General features: G+C 61.7%; 28 protein-coding genes and 2 pseudogenes. 20 read left to right on the top strand and 10 right to left on the bottom strand.

Annotation, left to right across the window (positions count from 1 at the left end; genetic code table 11):
• Nucleotides 1-9: 9 nt before the first annotated feature.
• Both A9K68_RS13070 and gph read left to right on the top strand, forming a co-directional pair.
• Entirely contained in the window at nt 10-567 is a 558-nt protein-coding gene (locus A9K68_RS13070) for a thioredoxin family protein (RefSeq protein WP_065010916.1), read from the top strand.
• Nucleotides 564-1,265, top strand: a complete 702-nt coding sequence (gene gph / locus A9K68_RS13065) for a phosphoglycolate phosphatase (protein ID WP_065010915.1) — start codon at nt 564-566, stop codon at nt 1,263-1,265. Before A9K68_RS13070 ends, gph begins: the two co-directional genes overlap by 4 nt.
• Nucleotides 1,266-1,393: 128 nt before the next feature.
• On the opposite strand, the gene A9K68_RS13060 is transcribed toward gph, so the two are convergent.
• On the bottom strand, nt 1,394-1,774 hold the full coding sequence (locus A9K68_RS13060; protein WP_163603022.1) for a cytochrome c family protein: 381 nt from the start codon (nt 1,772-1,774) through the stop codon (nt 1,394-1,396).
• A gap of 569 nt (nt 1,775-2,343) precedes the next feature.
• Between A9K68_RS13060 and A9K68_RS13055 the strand changes: the two genes are divergently transcribed.
• The 6 genes from A9K68_RS13055 to A9K68_RS13030 all read left to right on the top strand — a co-directional run bounded on the left by A9K68_RS13055 (nt 2,344) and on the right by A9K68_RS13030 (nt 7,099).
• Entirely contained in the window at nt 2,344-2,553 is a 210-nt protein-coding gene (locus A9K68_RS13055; protein ID WP_065010914.1) for a hypothetical protein, read from the top strand.
• Nucleotides 2,554-2,595: 42 nt separating this feature from the next.
• On the top strand, nt 2,596-3,579 hold the full coding sequence (locus A9K68_RS13050; protein ID WP_348640719.1) for an ABC transporter substrate-binding protein: 984 nt from the start codon (nt 2,596-2,598) through the stop codon (nt 3,577-3,579).
• The gene (locus A9K68_RS13045) at nt 3,576-4,403 is read left to right on the top strand and encodes an ABC transporter permease (RefSeq protein WP_082982632.1); all 828 of its coding nucleotides are present in this window, start codon (nt 3,576-3,578) and stop codon (nt 4,401-4,403) included. Before A9K68_RS13050 ends, A9K68_RS13045 begins: the two co-directional genes overlap by 4 nt.
• Nucleotides 4,372-5,112 carry an ATP-binding cassette domain-containing protein gene (locus A9K68_RS13040; protein WP_065010912.1) on the top strand — a complete coding sequence of 247 codons (741 nt, stop codon included), beginning with the start codon at nt 4,372-4,374 and terminating at the stop codon, nt 5,110-5,112. Before A9K68_RS13045 ends, A9K68_RS13040 begins: the two co-directional genes overlap by 32 nt.
• A gap of 37 nt (nt 5,113-5,149) precedes the next feature.
• Complete coding sequence (locus A9K68_RS13035; protein ID WP_065010911.1) at nt 5,150-6,118, top strand: quinoprotein relay system zinc metallohydrolase 2; 969 nt, start codon at nt 5,150-5,152, stop codon at nt 6,116-6,118.
• 117 nt (nt 6,119-6,235) lie between these two features.
• The gene (locus A9K68_RS13030; protein WP_065010910.1) at nt 6,236-7,099 is read left to right on the top strand and encodes a quinoprotein dehydrogenase-associated SoxYZ-like carrier; all 864 of its coding nucleotides are present in this window, start codon (nt 6,236-6,238) and stop codon (nt 7,097-7,099) included.
• A gap of 60 nt (nt 7,100-7,159) precedes the next feature.
• On the opposite strand, the gene A9K68_RS13025 is transcribed toward A9K68_RS13030, so the two are convergent.
• A complete protein-coding gene (locus tag A9K68_RS13025) occupies nt 7,160-7,513 on the bottom strand; it encodes a hypothetical protein (RefSeq protein ID WP_065010909.1) in 354 nt (117 codons plus the stop codon).
• Nucleotides 7,514-8,200: 687 nt separating this feature from the next.
• Here A9K68_RS13025 and A9K68_RS13020 point away from each other — a divergent pair.
• From A9K68_RS13020 to A9K68_RS13005, 4 genes are all read left to right on the top strand, one after another.
• Complete coding sequence (locus tag A9K68_RS13020; protein WP_065010908.1) at nt 8,201-10,099, top strand: methanol/ethanol family PQQ-dependent dehydrogenase; 1,899 nt, start codon at nt 8,201-8,203, stop codon at nt 10,097-10,099.
• Nucleotides 10,100-10,278: 179 nt separating this feature from the next.
• On the top strand, nt 10,279-10,803 hold the full coding sequence (locus A9K68_RS13015; RefSeq protein ID WP_065010907.1) for a c-type cytochrome, methanol metabolism-related: 525 nt from the start codon (nt 10,279-10,281) through the stop codon (nt 10,801-10,803).
• A 1-nt stretch (nt 10,804) separates the two neighbouring features.
• Nucleotides 10,805-11,668, top strand: a complete 864-nt coding sequence (locus A9K68_RS13010; protein ID WP_065010906.1) for a quinoprotein dehydrogenase-associated putative ABC transporter substrate-binding protein — start codon at nt 10,805-10,807, stop codon at nt 11,666-11,668.
• Between the two features lie 10 nt (nt 11,669-11,678).
• Nucleotides 11,679-12,236, top strand: coding sequence for a PQQ-dependent catabolism-associated CXXCW motif protein (locus A9K68_RS13005; RefSeq protein ID WP_065010905.1), 558 nt, complete (start codon nt 11,679-11,681; stop codon nt 12,234-12,236).
• A 59-nt stretch (nt 12,237-12,295) separates the two neighbouring features.
• Here A9K68_RS13005 and A9K68_RS13000 read toward each other — a convergent pair whose 3' ends face one another.
• On the bottom strand, nt 12,296-12,433 hold the full coding sequence (locus A9K68_RS13000; RefSeq protein WP_163603020.1) for a hypothetical protein: 138 nt from the start codon (nt 12,431-12,433) through the stop codon (nt 12,296-12,298).
• 220 nt (nt 12,434-12,653) lie between these two features.
• Between A9K68_RS13000 and pqqB the strand changes: the two genes are divergently transcribed.
• The 4 genes from pqqB to pqqE are packed head-to-tail and all read left to right on the top strand — an operon-like array spanning nt 12,654 to nt 15,758.
• Complete coding sequence (pqqB, locus tag A9K68_RS12995; RefSeq protein WP_065010904.1) at nt 12,654-13,592, top strand: pyrroloquinoline quinone biosynthesis protein PqqB; 939 nt, start codon at nt 12,654-12,656, stop codon at nt 13,590-13,592.
• Nucleotides 13,589-14,347, top strand: coding sequence for a pyrroloquinoline-quinone synthase PqqC (gene pqqC / locus A9K68_RS12990; RefSeq protein ID WP_065010903.1), 759 nt, complete (start codon nt 13,589-13,591; stop codon nt 14,345-14,347). Before pqqB ends, pqqC begins: the two co-directional genes overlap by 4 nt.
• Entirely contained in the window at nt 14,344-14,640 is a 297-nt protein-coding gene (pqqD, locus tag A9K68_RS12985) for a pyrroloquinoline quinone biosynthesis peptide chaperone PqqD (protein ID WP_082982630.1), read from the top strand. The genes pqqC and pqqD overlap by 4 nt, the downstream gene beginning before the upstream one ends.
• A complete protein-coding gene (pqqE, locus tag A9K68_RS12980) occupies nt 14,637-15,758 on the top strand; it encodes a pyrroloquinoline quinone biosynthesis protein PqqE (protein ID WP_065010902.1) in 1,122 nt (373 codons plus the stop codon). Before pqqD ends, pqqE begins: the two co-directional genes overlap by 4 nt.
• Nucleotides 15,759-15,769: 11 nt before the next feature.
• Here pqqE and folP read toward each other — a convergent pair whose 3' ends face one another.
• Nucleotides 15,770-16,603, bottom strand: coding sequence for a dihydropteroate synthase (folP, locus tag A9K68_RS12975; protein WP_065010901.1), 834 nt, complete (start codon nt 16,601-16,603; stop codon nt 15,770-15,772).
• Nucleotides 16,604-16,709: 106 nt separating this feature from the next.
• On the opposite strand from folP, the gene A9K68_RS12970 reads away from it, so the two are divergent.
• Both A9K68_RS12970 and A9K68_RS12965 read left to right on the top strand, forming a co-directional pair.
• Nucleotides 16,710-17,180 carry an SRPBCC family protein gene (locus A9K68_RS12970; protein ID WP_065010900.1) on the top strand — a complete coding sequence of 157 codons (471 nt, stop codon included), beginning with the start codon at nt 16,710-16,712 and terminating at the stop codon, nt 17,178-17,180.
• 22 nt (nt 17,181-17,202) lie between these two features.
• On the top strand, nt 17,203-17,628 hold the full coding sequence (locus A9K68_RS12965) for a GFA family protein (protein WP_065010899.1): 426 nt from the start codon (nt 17,203-17,205) through the stop codon (nt 17,626-17,628).
• 127 nt (nt 17,629-17,755) lie between these two features.
• Here A9K68_RS12965 and A9K68_RS12960 read toward each other — a convergent pair.
• Nucleotides 17,756-18,467: pseudogene (locus A9K68_RS12960) on the bottom strand (DUF899 domain-containing protein).
• Between the two features lie 369 nt (nt 18,468-18,836).
• On the opposite strand from A9K68_RS12960, the gene A9K68_RS12955 reads away from it, so the two are divergent.
• Nucleotides 18,837-19,421 (top strand): GNAT family N-acetyltransferase, encoded by a 585-nt coding sequence (locus A9K68_RS12955; RefSeq protein ID WP_203546904.1) that lies wholly within the window; start codon nt 18,837-18,839, stop codon nt 19,419-19,421.
• A 501-nt stretch (nt 19,422-19,922) separates the two neighbouring features.
• Here the strand turns inward: A9K68_RS12955 and A9K68_RS31705 are convergent.
• Nucleotides 19,923-21,677: an SDR family NAD(P)-dependent oxidoreductase gene (locus A9K68_RS31705; RefSeq protein WP_246811359.1), complete on the bottom strand. Its 1,755-nt coding sequence runs from the start codon at nt 21,675-21,677 to the stop codon at nt 19,923-19,925.
• Between the two features lie 86 nt (nt 21,678-21,763).
• Between A9K68_RS31705 and soxR the strand changes: the two genes are divergently transcribed.
• On the top strand, nt 21,764-22,198 hold the full coding sequence (soxR, locus tag A9K68_RS12940) for a redox-sensitive transcriptional activator SoxR (protein ID WP_065010895.1): 435 nt from the start codon (nt 21,764-21,766) through the stop codon (nt 22,196-22,198).
• Between the two features lie 388 nt (nt 22,199-22,586).
• Here the strand turns inward: soxR and A9K68_RS12935 are convergent.
• From A9K68_RS12935 to A9K68_RS12920, 4 genes and pseudogenes are all read right to left on the bottom strand, one after another.
• Nucleotides 22,587-23,419, bottom strand: a pseudogene (locus A9K68_RS12935) (3-keto-5-aminohexanoate cleavage protein).
• 10 nt (nt 23,420-23,429) lie between these two features.
• Complete coding sequence (locus A9K68_RS12930; RefSeq protein WP_065010894.1) at nt 23,430-23,864, bottom strand: type II 3-dehydroquinate dehydratase; 435 nt, start codon at nt 23,862-23,864, stop codon at nt 23,430-23,432.
• Between the two features lie 4 nt (nt 23,865-23,868).
• Nucleotides 23,869-25,170: a TRAP transporter large permease gene (locus A9K68_RS12925; protein WP_065010893.1), complete on the bottom strand. Its 1,302-nt coding sequence runs from the start codon at nt 25,168-25,170 to the stop codon at nt 23,869-23,871.
• Nucleotides 25,167-25,685: a TRAP transporter small permease subunit gene (locus tag A9K68_RS12920; RefSeq protein ID WP_065010956.1), complete on the bottom strand. Its 519-nt coding sequence runs from the start codon at nt 25,683-25,685 to the stop codon at nt 25,167-25,169. The genes A9K68_RS12925 and A9K68_RS12920 overlap by 4 nt, the downstream gene beginning before the upstream one ends.
• Nucleotides 25,686-25,706: the final 21 nt, after the last annotated feature.

Genomic DNA, 25,706 nt, shown 5'->3' with positions numbered 1-25,706 from the left:
GAGGGCAACATGGGGGCGATCCCACCTGTCTGCGATTTCGGCTGGCAAGCCATCGATGCCGTTTTGCCCGGCATCGACGGCAAATCGCACTCGATCTTCAGCCACGCCGGCCCGAACGGGCTGGTCGTAGCCTTCATCTGCAACCACTGCCCTTATGTGAAGGCGGTGATTTCACGCGTCGTCCGCGATGCCAACGATCTCAAGCCCGAAGGCATCGGCTTTGTCGCGATCAATTCCAACGATGCCGACGCCTATCCGGATGATTCCTTCGACAACATGAAGCTCTTCGCCAGGACGAACGGCTTCACTTTCCCCTACCTCCACGACGAGCGCCAGATAGTGGCGCGTGCCTATGGAGCCGTTTGCACTCCGGATTTCTTCGGGCTCAACAGCGAGTTGACGCTGCAATATCGCGGCCGGCTGGACGCGGCGCGACGCGACGCCGGACCGCCCGGGTTGAGACGCGACCTGTTCGAGGCGATGAAGCAAATTGCCCGAACCGGCGACGGGCCGCTCGACCAGATCGCTTCGATCGGCTGCTCGATCAAGTGGAAGGACGCCGCATGAACGTCGGCATGGGTAGGCGGCTTCGATCGTCGAAAGCGATCCTGTTCGATCTCGACGGCACGCTGGTCGATTCGGCGCCTGATATAACGGCCGCAGTCAACGAGTTGCTGGCCGGCCGCGATCTGCCGCCGCTGCGCCTGGAACAGGTTAAGGCCATGATCGGCGGCGGCGTCAGGAAACTGGTCGAGCGAGCCTTCACCGCTTCCGGCACGCCGCTCCTCGGCAGCGCGCTTGACGAGGCCAACCGCGTCATGGCGCCGATCTACCGCAGACATCTCACCGGCCTGACGACGCTGATGCCTGGCGTCAGGGAGGTTCTCACCCACTTCCACTTGAGCGGAATAGCCATGGGTGTGGTGACCAACAAGCCGCAGTTGGCGGCTCGCGAAATCCTGCTGCATTTTGGGCTGACGGAACACCTTGGCGCGATCGTTGGCGGAGACGCGGTGACATACCTGAAACCGGCGCCCGACGCTCTGCTGCTGGCGCTCGACCAGCTTCAGGTCGAACCTCGTGACGCGCTGATGGTCGGAGACAGCGGCGCCGACGTGGCTGCCGCGCGCGCCGCCGGCATGCCCATCATTCTGCTGCGTGGCGGCTACACCCAAATTCCGGTTGAAGAGCTTGGCGCCGATCTCGTTTGCGACAACCTGTTCGACCTGCCTTCCGCGATGCGCAGGCTGCAAGACGCCGCCTGACCGGCGCCACCACCAGGCGGGCACCGGCCGAACGCAGTTTCGAACGGCCGGCGAAGTCGCGTTATTTCCGGGGAAGAACAGGGTTACTTCATGCGGAAAAACCAGGTTACTTCTGCGGAAAAACCGGGTTATTTGGAGAATTGCTTCAGATAGGCGATGACGTTGGCGAGGTCCTCATCCTTCTTGAGGCCGGCAAACGCCATCTTCGTACCTTTGATCTTGGCCTTGGGATCGCGAAGATAGTCTGTCAGCGTGGCTTCGTCCCATTTGACGCCGGATGCACCCGCCTCGGTCATGGGTTTGGAATACTTGAACCCCGGATGCGTGCCGGCTGTCCGGCCGATAACGCCGTTCAACGACGGACCGATCTTGTTCTTGTCCTCGTCGACGACGTGGCAGGCCTTGCATTTGGCGAAGACCTTCTCACCCGCGGCGGCATCCTGTGCCTGAGATTGGCTCGTGATAAACGTCGCAACGGACACGACGGCGAAAAACGCGATTGCACGCATGGCATTTCCTCATTGATCGTCAAGGTGCCCTGGACGATTTGCGCATGCCTTTGTTTGATCATCGGCATGCGTCGATTATGGCAGAGCGAAAGCTTCTCCCCTGTGGAGTTGCGACGCCTGCATCTTGGAAGCTACCCGGGAGATGAGCGATGTCAACCATACAGAGGTCCAGTGAACCGCAGGCACGGCGAAAAGTGCCCGGCACGGGAGATGAGGGCAGCGCAAAACCGGAAGCGATTGCCCTGGTCGCGAGCTCGCGATTCGTTGCTTTGTGACGGCATTTATGCTATTGATTTGGCCATGCGCTGATTTGCGCCAACGACCCGCCCGCCGAGGCGGGTTTTGTGTTTTCAGGTATCGCCGGCGTCCTTCCCGAATTCAGAGGAGCTCGGCTCCGGCGCCCTATCCATTCGACTTTGTTGACGGCCATCGGGCGAACGCGTAGCCTCAAACCATTCCGGTTTTCCACGGGCACCTCGGGACTCCGGCAGATGGCGATTTTGTCCAGGCTCGCAGACCGGGCCGGATCTCGCCGAAGCGGGCGTCTTTAAGCGCGCAAGAGGTGCTGAATGGATATGGTCGACCTCATATTGACGGTTTGCCTGATTACCAATCCGGGCAATTGCCGAGACGAGCATCTCTATTTCGAGAGCCGTGGCTCTCTCGTCCAATGTATGGTCTTGGCGCCCAGCGAAATCGCGAAATGGTCGCAGGAACACCCGACCCTCAAGGTCAAGCGCTGGAAATGCGCTTTCCCGAACAAGGACCGTGCGATCTGATCGGCGCCCCGGCCTGTTACGGCCCCGGGAGGAGACATCATCATGATTTCGCGTCGAGGAACGCTCCGTCTGGCGGCTCTTGGAACGGCCGCAGCGCTTGTCTCAAAACCCTCCTTCGCAACGAGCAAGGTTCGCATCGGCGTGCTGAAGTTCGGCACTGTGAGCTGGGCGCTTGACACCATGAAGCAACACAAGTTCGACGCAGCCAACGGCATCGATCTGGAGATTATCGATTTCGCCGGCGAGGATGCAACCAACGTCGCCATGCTGGCCGGCGCGATCGACAGCATCGTCTCCGACTGGCTGTGGGTCTCGCGCCAGCGCTCGGAAGGCGTCGACCTCACGTTGGTCCCCTATTCGACCGCCGTCGGGGCAATCATGGTGAAGGAGGGGGCGCCGATCCGCACGATCATCGATCTCAAGGGAAAAAAGATCGGCGTCGCCGGCGGGCCTCTCGATAAAGGCTGGCTGCTGATCCAGGCGCTGGCCAGACGCGATCACGGCCTCGACCTGCCGGCAACCAGCGACATCGTCTTTGGCGCGCCGCCGCTGATTTCGGAAAAGGCGATGCAAGGCGAACTCGATGCGGTGCTCAACTTCTGGCATTTTTGCGCCCGCCTTGAGGCCAACGGCTTTCGTCGGCTGATCGGCGCCGATGATGCGGCGAAAGCGCTCGGTGCCTCGGGCGCCGTGTCGGCGCTCGGCTATGTCTTTCATGACAAATGGGCGAACGAAAATCCGGCCGCCGTCCGGGGCTTCATCAAGGCTTCGGCGCTGTCCAAGGACTTGCTGGCCAGATCCGACGATGAGTGGCTGCGCCTTGCGCCGATTATCCGCGCACAGGGCAAGGAATTGGCCAAACTGCGTGACCGCTTTCGCGAGGGCATTCCCAGACGCCCGGTCGCCGAGGATGCGGCCGACGCCGGCAAGCTCTACCGCGTGCTGGCCGAGATCGGCGGCGAAAAGCTGGTCGGCCGCGCGCCGGAAATGGCGCCAGGCACGTTCTGGCAGGAGCTCCCGCAATGAGCGCACCTGATACCGGCGATCGCCCGCCGGGGGCCGTGGCCGACATCTCCAGCCAATCCAGCCTTGCAACGGCGCTGACACCCGTGCTGACGGTCGCGGTCTCTCTGCTCGGGCTTTGCCTGCTTTGGGGTCTTGCGGCAAATGCCTGGCCGAGCCGTGCCTTTCCAGGGCCGGGACAGGTCTGGCAGGTGCTGCTCGCAGAGGCGGCGAACGGCGACCTTTTCTACCATCTCGGCGCGACACTCGGCCGGGTTGCCGCGGCATATGTCGTCGCGATGGTTGTTGGCTCGGTTATCGGCGTTCTCCTCGGCAGCCACCGCAGCGCAGACCGGTTCTTCAGTCCCTGGGTGGTTCTGTTCCTCAACATTCCCGCGCTGGTGGTCATCGTGCTCGCCTACATCTGGTTCGGCCTCAACGAAGCGGCGGCGATTGGCGCGGTTGCCGTCAACAAGATCCCCAATGTCGTGGTGACGATGCGCGAAGGCGCCAGAGCGCTTGATCCGAGTTACGCCGAAATGGCCGCCGTCTACCGCTTCGGTCTTCTCGACCGTGTCCGCCACGTCCTGCTGCCGCAACTGCAGCCCTATCTTGCCGCCGCCTCACGATCCGGCATCGCTCTCATCTGGAAGATTGTCCTGGTGGTCGAACTGCTCGGCCGCTCCAACGGCGTCGGCTTCCAGATCTATCTTTATTTCCAGCTCTTCGACGTCGCCGCCATCCTTGCCTACACGCTGGCTTTCGTGGCGGTGATGCTTGTCATCGAACTCCTTCTGGTGCAGCCCGTTGAACGACATGCAACCCGCTGGCGCCGTCGTCCCGCTTAGGGTCGACATCGCCGAAAAGACCTTCAGGTCCGCGCAAGGCGTCTCGATCACGGCGCTCCAGGACCTTTGCTTCGAGGTCCGGCAAGGCGAATTCGCCTGCTTGTTGGGACCGTCGGGTTGCGGCAAGACCACGACGCTGCGCATCCTGCTTGGATTGGACAAGGACTTTTCCGGCTCATTCCAACTGCCTGAAGGCGGCTCCAACCGGATCGCCGCAGTATTCCAGGAGCCGATCTTGCTGCCGTGGCGGACGGTGGAGCAGAATGTCAGGCTGGCGCTGCCGAAAAGCCTGAGAGCGAAGAATCTCGACGGGCTGTTCGACACGCTCGGCCTCCCCGGCATGCGTTCGCTCTATCCGGCCGAGCTTTCGCTCGGGCTTGCGCGCCGGGCAGCACTTGCCAGGGCCTTCGCCACCGAACCGGCGGTGCTTTTCCTGGACGAACCCTTTGCCTCGCTCGACGAACGGACTGCCGAGCGGCTTCGGCACCTGCTTGTGACCGTCTGGTCGGCGCGGCCTACGACGGCCCTGATGGTAACCCACAATCTGCGCGAGGCGCTGATGCTGTCGGATCGCATAATCGTTCTCGCGCAGCGGCCGGCCCATGTGCTCGGCATGTTCGACGTAAAGCTGCCGCGGCAATATCGCAATCCACAGGTGATGAGCGACCTCTTGCGGTCGTTCCATCAAAAATTCCCAGGCGTGGCCTGATCGCCTTACGGTTCGGAATGCATATCGGGGAAAAGCCATGCCGATCGACAGGGTACGACGCAAGCTTGTGAACGGCTTCGCCTGCACCGCGGTCAGCGCCGCGATGCTGCCCTGTTGCCTCGGGCGGGCCGCTCTCGCCGCGGCCGGCCTTGAATTCAAGCTCAGAAAAATCGCCGACGGCGTCTTCGCTTTCCGGGGCGTCGATGAATTGATGAGCGCCGCCAACCAGGGCGCGATCTCGAACCTGGGCGTCGTCGTCGGCACCGACGCTGTTGCCGTCATCGACAGCGGCGGCAGCCTGATCGAGGCGAACGCCTTCATCGCCGCGATCGGCAAAATAACCGCCAGGCCGGTTCGCTACCTGATCAACACCCACATGCACCCCGACCACATCTTCGGCAATGCGGCATTCCGGGAGATCGGCGCGACCATCGTCGGCCATCGCAATCTGCCGCGCGCGCTCGAGGCACGCGGCGCGTTCTACCTGCAAAGCTTCCGCGAACAGATCGGCGACGCGCTCATGAAAGGGGTCGAGATCATACCGCCGACGATGCTGGTCGATGATCGCCTGCAGCTCGACCTCGGTGGACGCGTGCTCGAATTGCAGGCATGGAAAGCGGCTCACACCGACAACGACCTGACCGTCTTCGACAGCGCGACCCACACGCTGTTTGCCGGCGATCTCGTTTTCATAGGTTCCTTGCCGACGCTCGACGGATCGCTGCTCGGTTGGCTTCGCCAGATGGATGCGCTCGCCGCGATCGGCGCCGTGCGCGCCGTTCCGGGTCACGGCCCGGTGCCGGCCGACTGGCCGGAGGCGCTGACGGCGGAGCGGCGCTATTTCGAAGTTCTGGCGCGCGATATTCGCAAGGCGATCGTCGAAGGGACGCCGCTCAGCGAGGCAGTCAAGACCGCCGGCGCAAGCGAACGGGGCAATTGGCATATGTTCGACGACTACAACCAGCGCAATGCAACGGCCGCCTTTGCCGAAGTCGAATGGGAATAGATCACACCGACAAGCGTTGGACGGGATGAAGTGGATCGATTTGCCAAGGCATCGTCAAAGGCTTATCCTCGACATCGGCCTGGGCACCACCTCTCTGACATTGGTGGAGGCATCGAAATGCAGAACCACTCTTACCGGAGCCGGCAGCTCGCCTTGCCGCTCGCAGCCATCTTTGCCGCGATCATCCTGGCCGTCGGCACGCTCTTTGGCTCCTCCGGAGCCGCCCACGCGCAACAAACAGCCGCGTCTTCAGACAGGATCTGGCAGGATTTGAAAGGCGACGTGTTCGGCGATCGGGCTATTCTGATCGATACCGGCGTCGTCAGAGTCGAGGCGCCGAAGCGGGCGCAGGATGCCGCCATCGTGCCCGTCGACATCTATATCGACCCGGCCAAGGCGCCCGACGGCATCAAATCCGTCACCTTGATCATCGACGTCAATCCGGCACCGGTGGCGGCGACGTTCCAGATCGGCAAGGACGCCGGCGTGACGCATCTGTCGACGCGCGTGCGCGTCAACGACTATTCCTATCTGCGTGCCATAGCAGAAACCCAGAGCGGTGAACTTCACATGGCTCAGACCTTCGTCAAGGCGTCAGGCGGATGCTCGGCCCCAGCGGTCAAGAACCAGGACGAGGCGATGGCGACAATGGGGCAGATGAAGCTGCGCCAGTTCCCGCCGCAAGAGACGATGACAAAAGCGCAGGAATTGCAGCTGATGATCCGCCACCCGAACAATTCGGGCCTGCAGCGGAACCCGCTGACCCAGTACTTCATCCCCGCGCATTTCGTTCAGAAATTGTCGATCTCGCATGCAGACCGGCCGATCCTCTCGATGGAAGGCGGAATATCGATTTCGGAAGACCCCAATTTCCGGTTCGATTTCACGGCGCACGGCACTGGCCAAATCCAGGTCGAAGCGATTGATACGGACGGCAAGGTGTTTCGCGATCAATGGCCACTGGAGGCTACAGGACTCTGAAGCCTCGATACCGTATGCAGCGGTTGTCTCCCGCCGTCGGCGCTCTTACCCGGGCACGCTCTAAAAGCAGCGCACGTCGGCTTCCGCCTGCGCGCGCTTCAGTTCCGTGCTTGCGGCTTTTGCCGGCGCGCTTTCGCGAAACAGTCCCGAACGCTCCCCTGTCGTCAGAGACATGCTCTTGAAGGTCTCGGCCCTTTCATAATCCTCGAACGGAAGGATCGAGGCGATGACGTCGATCGAGCAGGAACAGCTTTCCAGCGCCTGACGTGTCCGGCCATTCGTCTGCATGCAGCCGAGCACATAGTCGACAACTGTCGTTGTTGGATAATCTCCGGCGGCACCGGCCGGATTGGCGAAGGCCAGAGCCGATGCCAGCAACAGCGGCAACGTCGACAAGCCGACATATCTGAGCATGGGGAACCCTCCGATTGGCGCGGACATGATAGATTGAGCCCGATGGGTCGAGCCCATGGATCGAGACAGGATCACCGCACCAGTTGGCCTCGTGCCATCACCCCCGTCAAGTTCTCTTGCTGGCCATATAGTACCAAAGGAGCAAGGCCGTGCCGGCCGACAAAAGGCCTCCCAGACCGCACGATCATCGGCTGTGAATCGTGGTGCTGACCTTCATTTCATGTCTCCTTCACTATCGGCACCCGGAGCGACGGGCGCATACTTAACGTCACACGAACCAATGAATATTTATAAATAAAAACGAATACATTCCGCCAAAAAAATACGCAAAATTGGGGAACTTATATAAATCCAGCCTCGTTCATAGTCGATCAATAGCTTTCTGTATGGGTTTTTTCATATCTATTTCTCTATATTGCAGTGCAACATAGCTGGAAGTGATTTTTCTTGCCTTCCTCCTGGGAATGACATAGCTTCATCCTGTTTCCGGCTTCAAGGGCGTCACCGTCATTAGGGAGCGGCGACAGTCTTTCGTAGGCCAAGTGGGATGGGCAGTAACGGTGCCCTCTGCTCATTCGGCTTAGGTCGTGACACGCTGCCGGAAATACTTCCCCCACATGAATCGCTTGGGCAAGCCCTCGTGGGCTCGACGGACGATTCGTCATTGTGAACCCTGGGAGGACTTTGATGCGTGTACTTGCGAAAACTGCCTACCTACTAACGACCGCGGCGCTCATGTCGTTCGGCGCGGTCCACATGACGTCGGCCAATGAAGAACTGATAAAAATGGCCGAAAATCCCAAGGACTGGGTGATGCAGACGGGTGACTACGCCAACACCCGCTTTTCCAAACTTAACCAGATCACCAAAGACAATGTGAAGAACCTGCAGGTCAAGTGGAGCTTCTCCACTGGCGTGTTGCGCGGCCATGAAGGCGGGCCGTTGATCATCGGCGACGTGATGTATGTCCACGCGCCGTTCCCGAACACAGTCTATGCTCTCGATCTCAACAATGACGGAAAGATCCTCTGGAAATACGAGCCCAAGCAAGACCCCAATGTCATTGGGATCATGTGCTGCGACACGGTCAATCGTGGCGTCGCCTATGGCGACGGCAAGATCATTCTCAACCAGGCCGACACCACCGTCGTCGCGCTCGATGCCAAGACCGGCAAGGTTGTCTGGTCGGTCAAGAACGGCGAGCAGACCGACGGCGGAAAGGGCGAATCCGGTACGTCAGCGCCCGTGGTCGTCAAGGACAAGGTGCTCGTCGGCGTCTCCGGCGCTGAATTCGGCGTTCGGGGCTGGCTGGCCGCCTACAATCTGGCAGACGGCAAGCTCGCCTGGAAAGCCTATTCGGAAGGTCCGGACGCAGACACCCTGATCGATCCCGAAAAGACCACCCATCTCGGCAAACCTGTCGGAAAGGATTCCGGCATGAACACCTGGGAAGGCGAACAGTGGAAGACAGGCGGCGGCACGACATGGGGATGGTATTCCTATGATCCCAAGCTGAACCTGGTTTACTATGGTACCGGCAATCCCTCGACATGGAACCCGGTGCAGCGCCCAGGCGACAATCGCTGGTCGATGACAATCATGGCTCGCGATGCGGATACTGGTGTTGCCAAATGGCTCTACCAGATGACCCCTCATGACGAGTGGGACTTTGACGGCATCAACGAGATGATTCTCGTCGACGGCATGGAGGTCAACGGTGCCAAGCGCGACGTGCTGGTGCATTTCGACCGCAACGGCTTTGCCTACACCATGGATCGCGCCACTGGCGAACTTCTCGTCGCCAAGAAATACGATCCGGCAGTGAACTGGGCGACGGAAGTCAACATGGACCCCAGCAGCGACCAGTATGGCCGCCCGCAGGTCGTGGCCAAATATTCGACCCAGCAGAACGGCGAAGACACCAACACGACGGGCATCTGCCCGGCGGCGCTTGGAACCAAGGACCAGCAACCGGCGGCCTATTCGCCGAAGACCGGCCTGTTCTACGTGCCGACAAACCATGTCTGCATGGACTATGAGCCTTACAAGGTGAGCTACACTGCCGGCCAGCCTTACGTGGGCGCCACCGTGTCGATGTATCCTCCCCCTGGAGCCGACCATATGGGCAACTTCATTGCCTGGGATGCTGCCAAAGGCGAGATCGTCTGGTCGAAGCCCGAGAAGTTCTCGGTGTGGTCGGGCGCGCTGGCAACGGATGGCGACGTCGTCTTCTACGGCACGCTCGAGGGCTACATCAAGGCGGTCGATCATGACGGCAACGAACTTTACAAGTTCAAGACCCCGTCCGGCATCATCGGCAACGTCACGGCCTACGAGCATGGCGGCAAGCAGTACATCGCCGTTCTGTCCGGCGTCGGCGGTTGGGCCGGTATCGGTCTGGCAGGTGGACTGCTTTCGCCCGAAAACGCCGCTGCCTGGCATGGCGCCGTCGATCAGGGCCGTGCGCAAGGCGACGAGACCGCGGTCGTTGGGACTGCTGGTCTGGGCGCGGTCGGTGGCTACGCAGCACTTGCCGACTATACGACGCTGGGCGGCCAGCTCACCGTCTTCGGTCTCCCGGACTGATACACGGGAACCTTAGGCACGCCTCGGGGTCTTGTGAGAAGACCAAGGCTTGAAAAGCGAGAGCCCGGATCACCGGGAAGCCAGGACCGGGCTCTCAATTTTGCCGCGCACTCCAACATCGATCAATGCCGCTTCACGACAGCAAGACCGTGTGCAGGCGAAATGAAGGAAGAGTCTGAATGTCCGTTCGCCTTGTAATCTCCGTTCTCGCTCTGGCTCTGCTGCCGCTGGCAAGTTCAAGTCTCGCGCAGGCCTCGGACAGCGCGGAAAAAGCCAAGGTGGGGACGGAAGAGGACGGCAAGTATTTCGACGCGGAGGGCAATCCGACCTACAAAATCGAAAACGGAACCGTCGATTGGTACACATTCAGCGGTTACCGCCGGTATCACTCCGATTGCCATGTTTGTCACGGACCGGACGGCACAGGTTCGAGCTATGCGCCGGCCCTGGTCAACAGCCTGAAAACCATGGATTACGCCACGTTCCTCTCGATCGTCGCCGAAGGCCGCAAGAATGTCGGCGGCGGCAAGGAGAACGTGATGCCAGCCTTTGGCGACAATAAGAACGTCTATTGCTACATGGATGATCTCTACGTCTATCTGCGTGCCCGCGCCGACGGTGCGGCGCCCCGCGGCAGGCCGCCGAAGAAAGCAGACAAGCCACAGGCAGCGAAGGATGCCGAAGCATCCTGTATGGGTGGATGATATGATTGACCGTGATGCGTCGAAGCTGCGCTTTGTCCTGCCGATGCTCGGCGCACTCGCCTTGCTGACTTCGAACGCCCAGGCGCAGGACGCCGGCCTTGGTGCCGCGGGAGAACTGGTCGACCCCGACATTCTGCGCGTCTGCGCCGATCCTTCGAACATGCCTTTCACTGACGAGAGCGGCGAAGGCTTCGAAAACAGGCTGGCCGAACTGGTTGCCGCGAAAACCGGCCGCAAGTCCGTCGCCTATACATGGTTTCCTGTTGTCGCTGGCTTCGTGCGCAACACGCTGGCGGCCAACCGATGCGACATCATCATGGGTTACGCTCAGGGCGATGAGCTGGTGCAGAACACCAACGCCTACTATCGCTCCTCCTATGTGCTGGTGCACCCGAAGGGCAACGGCATGGAAGGCGTCGAGACGATCGAGGATCCGAAACTCACCGGCAAGAAGATCGGTGTCGTCGAAAGCACGCCGCCGACTGCCAATATGGCCGCCAACAAGCTCTTGCGAACGGCAAAAATCTATCCGCTGGCGGTGGATACGCGCCTCACCCCTTCCATGGGGGAAGTCATGATCAAGGACATGCTTGCCGGCAAGATCGATGCGGCTGTCATGTGGGGACCGATGGCAGGCTACTATGCCAAGGAACTCGGCGCCGATCTCACGATCGTTCCGCTGGTGAAGGAAAAAACCGGCTCGCGCATGTCCTACCGCATCACCATGGGCGTGCGTCCATCCGACCAGGAATGGAAGCGGACGCTCAACCGGGTGATCAGGGAAAACCAGGCGGAGATCAACAGGATCCTGCTGGACTACAATGTGCCGCTGATCGACGAACACGATAATCCGATCACGCAATGACGAAACCGGTATGAAGGGAAAGGAGACGATTTTGCTGGTCGCTGCGGGCCTTTTGGGTCTGACCCCACCGATGTGGGCTGGCGATGTCGCCGAGCCCGGCGGCTACCGGATGAACGATTATCGGGCGCCGGTGCCGCAGACGCTGCGGGGCGCAAGCGTGGTGACGACAGCAGAGGCGGAGGCGCTGTGGCGGGAGAAGAAGGCGGTGTTCTTCGACGTCATGCCGAACACGCCGAAGCCGGCTAATTTGCCGGCAGGAACGATTTGGAGAGACACGATCAGAAAGGACATCCCGGGCAGCACCTGGCTGGCCAATGTCGGTTACGGCGCTATATCCGAGGAGACCGCCAACTATTTTCGCCAAGGCCTCGCGGCCGAAGCCGGTGCCGACAAGTCGCGCGCGATTTTGTTCTACTGCATGACGAATTGCTGGATGTCGTGGAATGCCGCGAAACGGGCCGTCGAGTGGGGCTACAGCTCGGTGATCTGGTATCCGCCCGGCGCCGATGGATGGGAACGTGCAAACCTTCCGCTGGAGAAGAAGAAGCCTTATGTGATCAGCAATTGAGCGTGAGCATATTGTTATTTTCGATCGTCTTGTTTTTCGAGTTTTAAGAACCTACCGTTTCATTTGTCCATTTTGAGAGCTGATGGACGAGCCATTGCAATGGTGCCCAGCAATGGTTGACTGACAAAAGGATCGGCCCCTTCGGGCTGGTAGAAGAGGAGAAATGCCATGAAGAAGAGCTGGACGAAACCGACCATGTGCCAAGTTGCTGCGGGCTTCGAAATTTCGCGGTATCTGCCTGCTGAAATTCCTCCCAAGAAGTAGGCCGCAGAGGTGCGTGTCCCTGGCAACGGGGGCACGCACTGCCTTGCCGCGCGAGGTCTTCGTGAAAGGCTTTGACGCGTTCGATACGGGCGCGAAGCCATTCGCGGTCGAAAACTTGCTGTTGGTTGAATGAGCCGCAGAGCGGGCATTGCAATGCGCTTGAAAATCATCGGCTCGGCGGCAGGCGGCGGCTTTCCGCAATGGAATTGCAACTATCGCCTGAGCCGCGCGGCTCGCACCGGGATGGCCGGCGTGCATTCGCGAACCCAATCAAGCATCGCCGCGTCAGTGGATGGGGCCGGCTGGGTGCTCTTCAACGCCTCGCCCGATATTCGCCAGCAGATTGCGCAAACGCCTGAATTGCAGCCCGCGTACGATGCGCCGCTGCGTTCGACACCTATTCGTGCGGTGGTGCTGACCAATGCCGATGTCGACCATGTCGCCGGCCTGCTAAGCTTGCGTGAGCGGCAGCCCTTCGTCATCTACGCAACGACAAAGGTTCTGGCAACGCTGGAGGCGAATTCGATTTTCAATGTTCTCGATCCGACGCTCGTGCCACGACGCATCTTGCCGCCGGCGGAAGAACTGGCGATCTGCGATGCAAACGGCAACGACACCGGCGTGATTGTCGAGAGCTTTCCGGTGCCCGGAAAGATAGCGCTCTACCTTGAGGAAAGAGGCCAGCCGGATGCCAATTTCAGCTCCGAGTCCGGAGACACGATCGGCGTCCGTATCGCCGGTACCGGCAGTCGCGGCTCGGTCTTCTATATCCCGGGCTGCGCGCGCATCGATGCGACCCTGCGCACGCTTCTAGCCGATGCCGCCTGCCTCCTGTTCGACGGCACAGTCTACACGGACGACGAGATGATTGCTGCCGGCGTCGGCCAAAAAACCGGGGCGCGCATGGGGCATCTGGCAATGTCAGGAGACGCGGGTTCGATCGCCGGCTTAGCCGATGTAAGGATCGGCCGCCGTGTCTTCGTCCACATCAACAACACCAACCCCGTTCTGGACGAGAATTCCGCCGAACACGCAGCGGTCAAAGCGGCCGGCTGGGAAGTCGCCGGCGACGGGATGGAGGTGGAATTTTGAGTGATTTCCACGACGCGGCCAGGAACGGCCTGTCCTTCAGCGAGCTCGAAGCCGTGCTGCGTCAGGTCGGTGCCGAGCGATATCACAACCGCCATCCTTTCCATCACAAGATGACCAGTGGTGCGCTGTCGCGGTCCGAGATGCAGGCCTGGGCGCTGAACCGCTACTGCTACCAGGCTGTCATCCCGCGCAAGGATGCCATGATTCTCGCAAATGCCGAGGACCCGGCGTTTCGCGCCGCCTGGCGCAAGCGCATCGAGGACCATGATGGCGAGGACGGCTGGAGCGGCGGTATCGCGCGCTGGCTGCACCTGGCGACCTCGCTCGGCCTCGACGCCGAAGCGGTGAAGAGCGAAAAGCTGGCGCTGCCGGCGACACGTTTCGCGGTCGGCGCTTACCTCTCCTTTTGCACGAACCGGACGCTGTTCGAGGCGGTCGCGTCGTCGCTGACCGAGATGTTTTCGCCGCTCATCATCGGCGAGCGGGTGCCGGCGATGCTGGCCAAATACGATTACATTACCGAGGATACGCTTGCCTACTTCACCCGACGGCCCGAACAGGCCTCGCGCGACGCCGACTTTGCCCTCGCCTACGTGCTCAGCCATGCCGACACGGCGGAGCGCCAGCAGCAGGCGATCGATGCGCTGGTGTTCAAATGCGATATACTCTGGGCCATGCTCGACGCGCTCCAACACGCTTATGCCGAGCCGGGAAACATCCCGCCCGGCGCCTTCCGTCCGGAGACAGCCCGATGATGGCGCTGCGCGAAAGAGCTTTGGTGTCGTCACGATCGGTGCCGTCGCTGCCGAAGCACGTGCGCATACAGTACGATCCCGTGCGGCAGGCCTTTGCCGTGCTTTCGCCGGAAAAAGTATTTTGGCCGAACGACATCAGCCTCGACATATTGCGCCGCTGCGATGGACGGTCCACGGTCGGCTACATCATTGCCGACCTTGCCGCGGATTATGACGCCGAACAGGAGGCCGTGGCGGCCGACGTCGTCGCCTTCCTGCAGGAATGGTCGGACAAGCTGCTGGTGAAGCTATGAGCGAGCCCCTTCTCCCTCCGATCGGCATGCTTGCGGAACTGACGCATCGCTGCCCGCTGCAATGCCCTTATTGCTCCAATCCGCTCGAATTGCTGAAGGCCAATCGCGAACTCGATACACAGACCTGGTTCGACCTGTTCTCGCAGGCCGCCGATCTCGGCGTTCTCCAGGTGCATCTGTCGGGCGGCGAACCGACGCTGCGCCGCGACCTCGAGCAATTGATCGCCGGGCTTTCGGCGCGCGGCGTCTACACCAACCTGATCACCGCCGGCGTCGGCATCGCCGAAGGCCGCATTGAGGCGTTTGCCGAAGCCGGGCTCGACCATCTGCAGCTGAGCTTCCAAGGCGCACGTCCGGCGACCACCGACCGCATCGGCAATCACAAAGGCGGCCACGTAAAGAAGCTGGAGACGGCACGCCGCGCTCGCGCGGCCGGCCTGCCGCTTACAATCAACGCGCCGATCCATCGTCACAACATCGAGGAGGTGCCGGAATTCATCGATCTGGCCCTCTCGCTGGGCGCGGAGCGGCTCGAGATCGCCAACGTGCAGTACGCTGGCTGGGCGCTGACCAATCGCGATCAACTGATGCCCGAGCGTGCTGCGGTCGACCGGCAGGCGGAAATCGTCGCGGTAGCGCGCGAACGGCTCACCGGCATCATGAACATCGATTTCGTGACGCCGGATTATTTCGCTGTCTATCCCAAGCCGTGCATGGGCGGCTGGGCGCGCGACGCGTTCATGGTGACGCCGGACGGCACCGTGCTGCCATGCCATGCCGCACAGACCATCCCGTCGCTCAGTTTTGAGCGTTTCGGACCGCGCAGCTTGGCCGAGATCTGGACGGATTCGCCGGCATTCAACGCCTTTCGCGGCACCGACTGGATGCAGCAGCCCTGCCGCAGCTGCGAGCGGCGTGAGATCGACTGGGGCGGCTGCCGCTGCCAGGCGATGGCGATCGCCGGCGATGCCGCCGCGACGGACCCGGCTTGCGCGAAATCGCCGATCCATGCGCGCATGGCAATGCTGATCGACGAAGCCCAGAGTGCTGCGGCAGTTCCTTCGAACGACGAACAATTCGTCTACCGGCGGATCGGCGTCGTGACCGAGCCCGCCTGACGCGCGCTCTTCTATTCCACCGTCTCGCGCTCGCGCACCGAGTCGGCGAAAGCCAGTGCATCGCGATTGACCGCGACATTGTGCACGCGAAAGATCGAAGCGCCCTTCAGCCGCAAGATGACGCTGGTCGCCACTGTGCCGACGTCTCGCCCCTCGTCGCTTCCGCCGACCAGGTGACGGGCAAGACGCTTGCGTGACGTGCCGACCAGCAATGGAAAACCGAGAGCGCGCAATTCACCGAAGCGAGCCATAAGCTCAAGGTTTTCCTCTCCGTCCTTGGCGAAGGCGAAGCCCGGGTCCAGCACGATCCGGTCGTCGGGGATGCCGGCGTCGCGCGCGATCTCCAGCGATCTGTTCAGAAACAGGAACTGGTCGGCGATCACATCCGCCAGTTTTTCGCGGCCGCGCCCGGTGTGCATTATGACGAGGCCGGCCCCGGTTTCCGCCGCGACATGCGCGATGTCGGGCTCGCGCTGCAGGCCATGCACGTCGTTGACGATATGTGCGCCCGCAGCGACCGCCAGGCGCGCCGTCTCGGCCCGATAGGTGTCGACCGAAACGAGGGTGCCGCCGTCGGACGACAGCGCCTCGATGACCGGGAGGATGCGCGATTGTTCCTCGCGCGCCGAAACGGCGCCGGCTCCGGGCCGGGTGGATTCGCCGCCGACATCGATGATCGCCGCGCCCTCGCCGATCATGCGCCGCGCCTGCTGGAGCGCCGACTCCGGCCGATCGAATTCCCCCCCGTCGGAAAAACTGTCCGGCGTAACGTTCAAAATCCCCATCAGCAACGATTTCGCGCCAATGTCGAGATGCCGTCCATGAGCAAGGTGCCAGCGCGTCATGCATCAACCTTCCGGCATACTAGAAGCCATTCGCGACACGATTGTCACTCACACGAGTCCGGTTTCCCCATCTACCTATGCTCGCGAAACTACAAGGAGCGTAGCAATGACCAAAGAAAGCTTTATCTACACGACCTATGTTGTCTCGACACCGGGAAAGGTGTTTGAGGCAATAACGAAACCGGACCTCGCACGGCACTACTGGGGGCACGAGAACGTCTCTGACTGGAAGCCGGGTTCAAGATGGGAACATATCCGCGCCAATGATGAACGGACCGTCGAACTCGTCGGCAAGGTCGTCGAGGTGTCGCCGCCGACCCGTCTCGTCATCACCTGGGCAAACGCTTCGCAGGCATCTGATCCGGCGAGCTACAGCCGGGTGACCTTCGAGCTCGAGGAATACGAGGCCATGGTCCGGCTGACCGTCACCCATGACGAACTCGAAGCCGGCAGCGGGATGGCGAACGGCATCAAGCGCGGTTGGCCGATCGTCCTCTCCAGCCTGAAATCCTTCCTCGAAACGGGTCAGGCGATCGATGTCTTCGCCAGGCCGCGCGCCTCCGAACGAGCGGCCTAACCCAGGACAAAGGACCGAGCAGATGAGCATTCTCTACACCGGCGGATGCGCGTGCGGCGCGGTGCGCTACGAGGCAAAGGCAGCCCCGATCTTCGAAAACCACTGCCAATGCCGCGATTGCCAGAAAAGAAGCGGCACCGGTCATGGATCCTATCTGACGTTTGCATCGCGAGCGGACGTGGCCATCACCGGCACGACGACGGACTGGCGTATCGCGGCTGACAACGGAAATGTCAAAATCCATTCCTTCTGCTCGGTCTGCGGAACCCCGGTTTACTTGACATACACCGCCATGCCGGACCCGATCACGGTCCATGCCGCAAGCCTCGACGATCCGAGCCGGTTCAATCCGACCGTTGTGACCTACGGCAGCCGGGCCCTCCCCTGGGACAAGATGGAAACCGGGCTGACGACGTTCGAAAAGATGCCGCCAGGCCCGGCGTCATAGCGGACGCGCACTATCTTCATGAGGCGGATCTGCGCCCACCGCGGGCGCGGATCGAAGGCACGGCAGGCAGAAAGGAAATAGCGCACCTGTCACCGTAATTCGCGGTTGTGCCCATCACACTCACCGCTCAGCGATTGCCGTACTCGTCATGGCGGCGCCACCATGCCTGGGGGAATTCGAGCCCGTTCTCGTTCCTTCCCCACGGAGCCAGGTCGGTAGACCCCCATAAGCGCCTCGGTGCCACGGGCGTAGGTGGAGTAGGTGTGGTAGACGGCACCGTCCTGGAGCGCGAAGACGCTCATTCCCTCCTTCTGCGGCTCGGCCCTGTCGACATGCTGATAGGTATAGTCGGCGCCGTCTCTCTGCTGCTCTTCGGTGAAGGCGGCGCCGAAGTCGTATTTGAAATCGCTCCCGAGCGACGAAACCCACGGAAAGCGCCAGCCCATTTGCTGCTTGTAATCCTGGAGCTCCTGCAACGGGGCGATCGATTCGCAAACGAGGGTAATGTCGCGGCCGTTCAAGTGGGGGATGACGCAGTCGAAGTGATCGGCGATCAAGGAGCATCCGGTGCATCCTTGGCGCTCATCGGTGAGCCGGTATCCGTAGCCGAACATGAAATGATAGACGAAGAGTTGCGAGCGCCCTTGGAAAAGGTCGGCGAGCGAGGCGCTTCCCTCCTCGGTCTCCAATAGATACTCCTTATCGATCCGAACCCACGGCAACTCCTGTCGCTGTCGCGCCAGCTCGTCGCTCTGCCGCATGAGCCGTTTCTCCGCCTCGAGCAGTGCGAGCCGCGCTCCCAGCCATTGTTCGCGTGTTCCGGTCTTGTGTTTCGTCATCGCTCCTGTCTCCTTACTCGGGGGGTTTCCTTTCCGTTCCTCGAAGCAACTTGTTGCGTCAGGAGATAAACTTAACGCCGGAGGCGAAACATGGTAGCCAGATGTGGGGCGGGTTTCCGATGGACTCCCTGATCACGGTCGCTGATGCCAATGATGTCACCTTGGCCTTCGAAGAATACAAGCTGGAAATGGATAGCGCTCCCGCTCGAGCACCTCAGCTCGATGCGTTGCGCGCTCTCCCTCAAAATGGAGTTCATCAAAGCGAACACAGGGGGAGCGGCGCAATTTGCCTGAGAGGACTCCTGCCCGCTTGTTGCGGAGCCCCTTGAGGGCGCCTCGTCGCACCACCTGCATCACTCGGAGGGCAGCGTGAAATCGCCGACAGTGAGAGTTATGGCCGCGGCCGATGAAGACCCGGCGGTCGGAACCATCGTGCTGGCCTTTGCAGAGGATCCCATGGCGCGATGGACCTGGCCGCATGCACACCAGTACCTTGCCGCCATGCCGCGACTGGTCCGCGCGTTCGGGGCCAGGGCATTCTCAAACGGAAGCGCCTTTTGCACCGATGGCTACGCCGGGACGGCGCTGTGGCTGTCGCCCGGTGTGCATCCCGACGAGGAAGGGCTTGGTGCGCTTGTCGAGAGCACGGTTGCGCCCTCTCTTGCCGCTGAAGTCGCCGCTATATTCGAGCAGATGGCCAAGTACCACCCGACCGAACCGCATTGGTACTTGCCCGTGATCGGCGTCGACCCGGCGCATCAGGGCAAAGGTCACGGCGAAGCCTTGATGGCATACGCGCTCGCGCAGTGCGATCGCGATCACGCGCCCGCCTATCTGGAATCCTCGAACCCGCGCAACATCCCGTTCTACCAGCGCCACGGCTTCGAACCGCTCGGCGCGATCCAGGTCGGTTCATCGCCGACGCTCGTCCCGATGCTGCGGCGACCTCGTTGAGCACTTTTTGCTATGTTTGCTCGGCTGTCGCTGTGTGTAGATGGAACGCATAGCTCGATTTGCATTGCTGCGCCGCCGATGTCGGCATCTGCGGCCGGTGGGCAGCGAAGCACTCCGGACCGGATTGCCGACCGGAAAACCGGTGAATCGGGAAAACGCGGCCCGGCGGGGAAAACTGTCACCGTAATGCGGTGGAGGCGCGGATGGGAAGCCGCTGATATCGCCAGCGTTCGGAATGTCCAGTACGAGGCTGAAGCAAGGTTTGAGCGGCTGCCGATGTGCTGGGCGAGCCGTGAGATCCAGTCGTCAGGCTAGTGCGGGTGAAAGTTGCAAGCCGTCGTTGTGTGTCGGAACCTAGCCAGCAGGCAACCGCTCATCTCTGGATCGAAGTGCGCCTCGCCGAATGCAGCGTCCAGGCGTGCCACCGTGGCGGCGATGGGCCAATCTTCCATGACCGTGATGGACGCATGTCAGGGAGGAGGCGGCCCGGTCCTGTTCGCGCTATAGATGCAGCGGTTGGCGATCGAGCAGCATGGAATCGCCGAATTCATGCGTGCGGTATCGGTACGTGGTGAGGGTTGCGGAGGCCTTGGCGAGCAGAGCATCGTCGGCAAAGGCACGCAGGAGCTCGAAATGGCTTTCGCCGGGCTGGTGGACGCCTGTGAGAATAGCATCAACCACGTGAAGCCGCGTGTCCCGCGCGATGCGCCCTGTCGCAATGCCATTTCCGGCACGGACATTCCCGTCGGGACTGGCGGCCGCCTCAAGCGCGCGCACTACACTCGTGCCGATCGCGATGATGCGGCCGCCGCGGAGCTTCGCCCGCGCAACCTGCGCCGCGGTGCGCTCGGGGATGCGGTACGGCTCGTCGAAAGGGAGTCGCGAATCGAGCGCGGGATCGCCGGTGGAGGAAACGCCCGCGGCATGCGTGACTGTTGCGAAGCCGACGTCCCGCCGACGCCAGGCTTGGAGCGTGCGCCAGTCGAGCGCAAAGCCTGCCGACGGCGCCTCGAACGCGACCGGCCCGGCGGCAATCGTCGTCCAGACATCCCACAGTGCCAGCGGTTCGGGAACATGCGCGTATTGGATCGGCCGGCCGTGCCGCGCCAGGCCTGCAAGCACCACTGCGCGGTTGCCTGGGAAGCGCAGCTCGAGAAGGCGAGGATGGTCGAGGAGGCGCTCTACGACGGCTTCCAGCGGGCTAAGCCGGAGGCGGTCACCTGGTGACAGCGGCGGCGGAGGCAGCCGGTCTTCCGTGCGCGTGCGGTGATCGCCCGCGCCGAAGGCAATAGCCACGAAGCGGGTTGGATCGGGAAGTGACAGCCAACCTGCCAGGCGAATCTCGATCGCCTCTTCGCTGGGGACATGCGTGCCGTGCAAGCTGGCAGGCAAGGTCGCGGCGTCGTTGGCGACGACCAGATCGCTGGGATCGAATAGCATCGCGAGTCCAGCGCGCGGCAGGTCGCGCATCGCGCCGTCTGCCTCGACGACAAACAGCCTGGCGGAGCGCCGATCGGGACGGTCGGCGGCAATCATCCGCGTGTCCCGGCGAGAGTCGTTGTGCTGACCGGCAACGCGTCGAGCATCCTTTCGATGATCCTCGGCAGCAGCCACTTCGGGGTGCTTCAATGTCGACGGATCGGCGTCAGGAAGCGCCAGCGCGTGCAGCGGGGTGTCCATATCGCCGGGATCGAACGCGAGGAGCCGGATGCCGTCGGCTTTCGCCTCCTCGTCCCAAATCGCCGTGAGATGGGCAAGAGCAGCCTTGCTCGCGCCATACGCGCCCCAGCCGGGATAGGCGTTCACCGCCGCGTCGCTGGAGATGTTGATCACCAGAGCGCCACGGCCCTCGCGTGCGGACGCGGCAAGCGCACCGAACAGGGCTTTCGTCAGCCGGAACGCGCCGACGAGATTGACCGCGAGCGCTTTTTCCAACTCCTCGCACTCGGTATCGGCAAGAAGCGCCAGAGGAACAGGTCCAAGGCTCGACGCATTGTTGATCAGGACGTCGAGCCCGCCGAGGCTCGCGGTGACCTGCAACGCGATCGGGTAGATGTCTTCCTTCTTGCCAACGTCGCCGACAATCCCGTGCGCGCCGGTCTCGTCGGCGATGCGTTCGACGTCCGCGGTGGTGCGGGCGACGAAGGCGACGGACGCACCCTGCTCGGCAAGCTGCCGCACAAGCGCCAGTCCGAGGCCGGACGTGCCGCCCGTGACCGCCACGCGAAGTCCCTGAAGCTCGATATTCGTCTGCATTGCCGGTGCTCCTTCAATCTGCACTGCCCGTTGCTACAAGTTCAAGTTAACTTGAAGTCAAGCGGGAATTGTGCTTTCTTTCATGCATGGATTCCATGCTGACCATCACCGATGTGTCGCGGCGCAGCGGCGTCGCCTCATCGGCATTGCGTTTTTACGAGGAGCGCGGGCTGATCGCTTCCGAGCGGGCCGGCTCGGGGCATAGACGCTATCCGCGCTCGGTGCTGCGCCGGATCGCCTTCATCGTCTTCGCGCAGCGAATTGGGCTGACGCTTGAGGAGATTGGCGACGAGCTCGCCAAATTGCCAGCCGATCGCGTGCCGTCACGTCGGGATTGGTCGCGTTTGTCGGGCCGGTGGACCAAGCGCATCGACCAGCGCATCGCCGAGTTGCAGCGTCTGAGGTCCGGGCTTACCGAGTGCATCGGTTGTGGCTGCCTGTCGATCGACCGGTGTAGCCTTGCGAACCCTGCCGATATGGCAGGTCGCAAGGGGCCGGGGCCGAGATATTGGCTGGGATAAGTTGGCGGCAGGCCTGTCAGGCTCGGCACCGCAAGACTTCGCCGAGTGCGGGACGCTGTGGTCCGGTAACGGCTCCCGCGACCGGCGAACGCCCTCGTCGCGGCGAGCACATCTCGGCGCGTGATGATCACGCTCGGGCAGGTTTGTTACTGGCGCGCGGGTTCAGAGCAGCTTGTCCGGTGTGATGGGCAGTTCGCGGATGCGTTTGAATTGCGGTGACAGTGCAATTTTTGTCGTGCTCGGTGGCAAAAGCCGGCCTTATTGATGTCCGGGTGCGCCAGGATGTCGAGCTTCCTCCTTGTCGCGGATAGCTATGTCTGAAGGATCGACGAGGACGTTGCCAAGGCGCAACAGGTCCGACAGCGCGGCGCGAAGCTGCGGCCGGCAATTACGATCCTGACGCCAGACCTAGCGTTTGGCGCGCCTCATTGACGGTGGCCACACGTCGGCCAAGCCTCTCGACTGAGGCCGCCGCGAGTTCGACAAGCTCCGCGTTGCTGCGCGCCAGGCGTTCCCTAGTGATCCTGATATTATCCTCAAGTCCGGTACGCACTGCGTCTGCTCCGCGTGCCAACGCCCAGTTCATCACGATCGTTTGGTTGCGGCCTATTCCGGCCGCCGTCCAGGTAGATTGTGGAAACAGGAATTTCGCTTCCCTGAGGAGCACATCGAGCAATCTCTCCTCCGCAGGCAGTGCGTTTTGCACGCCCATGACAAACTGGATGTGCGGGCGCTCTATAAGTCCCCCGTCGGCCAGCCGCCTGGCAGTGTGAAGGTGCGACAGGTCGAAGATCTCGATCTCCGGCAGCACGCCATTTGCCTTCATCGCGGTTGCGAGATCACCGATCAGGGCGGGATGGTTCTCGTAGACCATGGATGGGAAGTTGACCGAACCGTCGAAAGCGAGGCCATGTCCGGCTTCAGATAAAGTGCCGAGCCACGCGCGGCAGGATCACGACCGCGCCCGCCGGTCGAGAACTGGATGATCATGCCGGGGCAGTGCCTGCGCACCCCCTCCTGAACGGCAGCGAAACGCGTTGGTTCAGACGATGAACTCTGATCGTCATTGCGCACGTGGATGTGCACCAGCGACGCACCTGCTTCAAAGGCTTCCTGGGTCGACTCGATCTGTTCGGCCACACTGATTGGCACCGCAGGATTGTCTTCCTTGCGCGGCAGCGAGCCGGTGATCGCCACGGCGATGATGCAGGGTTCAGGCATGGCGATACACTTACCGGTCGACCTCGTCCATGAGCCAGCGGATCGCGAGCGGATATCCCTTGGCGCCAAGCCCAGCGATCACGCCGGTGGCGACCTTCGATACCAGCGACCGGTGATAGATCTCCTCGCGGCGATGAATGTTCGAGATATGCAGTTCGACGATCGGGCCCGGAAACATTTTTAGCGCATCAAGCACCGGGATCGAAATGAAGCTCAAACCCGCGGGATTGATCAGAATGCCCGCGCCTTCATCGATCGCCTCGTGGACCCAGTTGACGATTTCCCCCTCAATGTTCGACTGGTGAAAACGGATCGGATGGTCGCCGGCGGCGTCACGGCACATCCCCTCGATTTCTGCGAGTGTCGTCCTCCCATAGATCTCCGGCTCGCGCATGCCGAGCCGGTTGAGATTTGGGCCGTTGAGAACGAAGATTGGCTTGGTCATGGTCCTATCCTTGATAGCCCAGCAGGCGCGGCAGCCACAACACCAGCGATGGCAAGAAGGTGATCAGCATCAGGGCGGCAATCATGGCGTAGAGAAACGGCATTACGTCGTGCACCAGGTCGCGCAGCGGCACTTCTGCGATGCGGGTCATGATGAACAGCAGCAACCCGTAGGGTGGGGTGACGAGCCCGAGCATGATGTTGACGACGACCATCACGCCGAAATGCACCATGTCGACGCCAAGCGCCTTCGCTGTCGGAATCAGCACTGGCACGATCACCAGCAGGATAGTCGTGCCCTCCAGCACGCAGCCCAGGATCAGCAGCAGGATGTTGACGAGGATCAGGAAACCCATCGGCGAAAGATCCCAGGACTGCAGGACCACCGACAGGGAATGCGGAATGTTCTCAACGGTGACAACGTAGTTGAACACCAGGGCGCCGGCGATGAGCATGCCGATCGAGGCGGTTGTGCGGGCGCTGTTGAGAAGCGCATGGTAGAGCTGACCCGGCGTCACGCTGCGATAGATCGCGACCGAGATGAGCAGCGCGTAGCCGGCGGCGACCGCCGCGGCCTCGGTCGGGGTCATCACGCCGCCCCTTATGCCGACCAGCAGGACGACCGGCAGCATCAGCGCCGGAAATGCGCGCAAGGTGATCCCCGGAAGTTCCCTGAGCGGCACCGGCTTCTCGACCGGAAAGTTTTTCCGGCGCGCGTCGATGGCGACGATGATCATCTGCGACAGCGCGAGAAGAAGGCCGGGCACGATACCGGCAATGAAGAGGTAGCCGATGGATGCATCCGAGATTAGCGCGTAGATGACCAGCGGAATTGACGGAGGAATGATCGGGCCGATGACGGAAGTGACGGCTGTCAGCGCAGCGGCATAGCTCGCCGGGTACTTGCCATCCTTGGTCATGAGTTGCTGCATCATCTTGCCGGTGCCCGCGGCGTCGGCGATGGCCGAGCCGGACATGCCGGCAAAGATGATCGATTGCAGCACGTTGACTTGCGCCAGGCCGCCGCGGAAACGGCCGACGACGGCGTTGCAGAATTGCAGCAGCCGGTCGGTCATTGTCCCGGCGTTCATCAACTCCGCGGCGAGAATGAACATCGGTACGGCAAGCAGAATGTAGCTTGTGTAGAGCCCGTTGAGCAGTTGCTCGGCGGAGGTGCCCATGTCCAGCCCTGCAAGCCAGAGATAGAGGATCGACCCGGCGATCATCGAGTGACCGATTGGCAGGCCAAGCAAGGCCAGCGCTGTGATCGCAACGACTGACAGCGAAAAGGGACTCGCGAGATTCATACGCCGGAGCTCGCTTTCGTGGGGTCAAATTCCGCCGGTGCTTCGCCGCGGAGAGCACGCCACGCCAGCCACAGATAGCGGGCGATCACAGCGACCACGAAGACGAGATAGATCGAGAACAGCCAGTCGAAGCGTATCTTGAGGTAGGCGGTGCTCTCGACCTTCATAAAGGTCACGTAGTCGAAGACGGCTGGAAAGGACCAGCCATAGAGCGCGACGAGAGCGATTGCGAAGGCAAGCGTCATTACCCGCCTAATGTCCGGACCGACTGTGGCGTAGAGGAGATCAAAACGGATTTCCTCTTCTTCACGAACGACGAACGCTGCGCCGAACAGCACAACCCAGATCCAGAGTACGACGGTCAGCTCGTTGCTCCAGCCGGTCGGCCAGTTGAGAAGGTAGCGAAAAGCAACCTGCAGCAGAAACGCGGCGAACATGGCGCCGATTGCGATGGCGATTGCGTTCTCGGCGCGCCGGTAGAGCCAGCCGCCGACCTTTCTCAATCCCGGGTTCATGATGCCTCCCTGGCGGGCGTC

It is taken from the genome of Mesorhizobium sp. AA22, assembly GCF_001672375.2.
Classification (GTDB): domain Bacteria; phylum Pseudomonadota; class Alphaproteobacteria; order Rhizobiales; family Rhizobiaceae; genus Mesorhizobium; species Mesorhizobium wenxiniae.
The sequence above is the reverse complement of the archived record's forward strand: the minus strand, read 5'-3'. Positions and strand labels throughout refer to the sequence as shown.

Coding starts and splice junctions, on each gene's coding strand:
- soxR (WP_065010895.1), top strand. CDS start 21,764: ATGGATTCCATGCTGACCATCACCGATGTGTCGCGGCGCAGCGGCGTC.
- A9K68_RS13060 (WP_163603022.1), bottom strand. CDS start 1,774: ATGCGTGCAATCGCGTTTTTCGCCGTCGTGTCCGTTGCGACGTTTATC.
- A9K68_RS13045 (WP_082982632.1), top strand. CDS start 3,576: ATGAGCGCACCTGATACCGGCGATCGCCCGCCGGGGGCCGTGGCCGAC.
- pqqE (WP_065010902.1), top strand. CDS start 14,637: ATGAGCGAGCCCCTTCTCCCTCCGATCGGCATGCTTGCGGAACTGACG.
- folP (WP_065010901.1), bottom strand. CDS start 16,603: ATGACGCGCTGGCACCTTGCTCATGGACGGCATCTCGACATTGGCGCG.
- pqqB (WP_065010904.1), top strand. CDS start 12,654: ATGCGCTTGAAAATCATCGGCTCGGCGGCAGGCGGCGGCTTTCCGCAA.
- A9K68_RS13070 (WP_065010916.1), top strand. CDS start 10: ATGGGGGCGATCCCACCTGTCTGCGATTTCGGCTGGCAAGCCATCGAT.
- A9K68_RS13055 (WP_065010914.1), top strand. CDS start 2,344: ATGGATATGGTCGACCTCATATTGACGGTTTGCCTGATTACCAATCCG.
- A9K68_RS13030 (WP_065010910.1), top strand. CDS start 6,236: ATGCAGAACCACTCTTACCGGAGCCGGCAGCTCGCCTTGCCGCTCGCA.
- pqqD (WP_082982630.1), top strand. CDS start 14,344: ATGATGGCGCTGCGCGAAAGAGCTTTGGTGTCGTCACGATCGGTGCCG.
- A9K68_RS12970 (WP_065010900.1), top strand. CDS start 16,710: ATGACCAAAGAAAGCTTTATCTACACGACCTATGTTGTCTCGACACCG.
- A9K68_RS13040 (WP_065010912.1), top strand. CDS start 4,372: ATGCAACCCGCTGGCGCCGTCGTCCCGCTTAGGGTCGACATCGCCGAA.
- A9K68_RS13005 (WP_065010905.1), top strand. CDS start 11,679: ATGAAGGGAAAGGAGACGATTTTGCTGGTCGCTGCGGGCCTTTTGGGT.
- A9K68_RS13000 (WP_163603020.1), bottom strand. CDS start 12,433: ATGGTCGGTTTCGTCCAGCTCTTCTTCATGGCATTTCTCCTCTTCTAC.
- A9K68_RS13050 (WP_348640719.1), top strand. CDS start 2,596: ATGATTTCGCGTCGAGGAACGCTCCGTCTGGCGGCTCTTGGAACGGCC.
- gph (WP_065010915.1), top strand. CDS start 564: ATGAACGTCGGCATGGGTAGGCGGCTTCGATCGTCGAAAGCGATCCTG.
- A9K68_RS13010 (WP_065010906.1), top strand. CDS start 10,805: ATGATTGACCGTGATGCGTCGAAGCTGCGCTTTGTCCTGCCGATGCTC.
- A9K68_RS12920 (WP_065010956.1), bottom strand. CDS start 25,685: ATGAACCCGGGATTGAGAAAGGTCGGCGGCTGGCTCTACCGGCGCGCC.
- A9K68_RS13025 (WP_065010909.1), bottom strand. CDS start 7,513: ATGCTCAGATATGTCGGCTTGTCGACGTTGCCGCTGTTGCTGGCATCG.
- A9K68_RS12925 (WP_065010893.1), bottom strand. CDS start 25,170: ATGAATCTCGCGAGTCCCTTTTCGCTGTCAGTCGTTGCGATCACAGCG.
- A9K68_RS31705 (WP_246811359.1), bottom strand. CDS start 21,677: ATGCAGACGAATATCGAGCTTCAGGGACTTCGCGTGGCGGTCACGGGC.
- A9K68_RS13035 (WP_065010911.1), top strand. CDS start 5,150: ATGCCGATCGACAGGGTACGACGCAAGCTTGTGAACGGCTTCGCCTGC.
- A9K68_RS12965 (WP_065010899.1), top strand. CDS start 17,203: ATGAGCATTCTCTACACCGGCGGATGCGCGTGCGGCGCGGTGCGCTAC.
- A9K68_RS12930 (WP_065010894.1), bottom strand. CDS start 23,864: ATGACCAAGCCAATCTTCGTTCTCAACGGCCCAAATCTCAACCGGCTC.
- A9K68_RS13020 (WP_065010908.1), top strand. CDS start 8,201: ATGCGTGTACTTGCGAAAACTGCCTACCTACTAACGACCGCGGCGCTC.
- A9K68_RS13015 (WP_065010907.1), top strand. CDS start 10,279: ATGTCCGTTCGCCTTGTAATCTCCGTTCTCGCTCTGGCTCTGCTGCCG.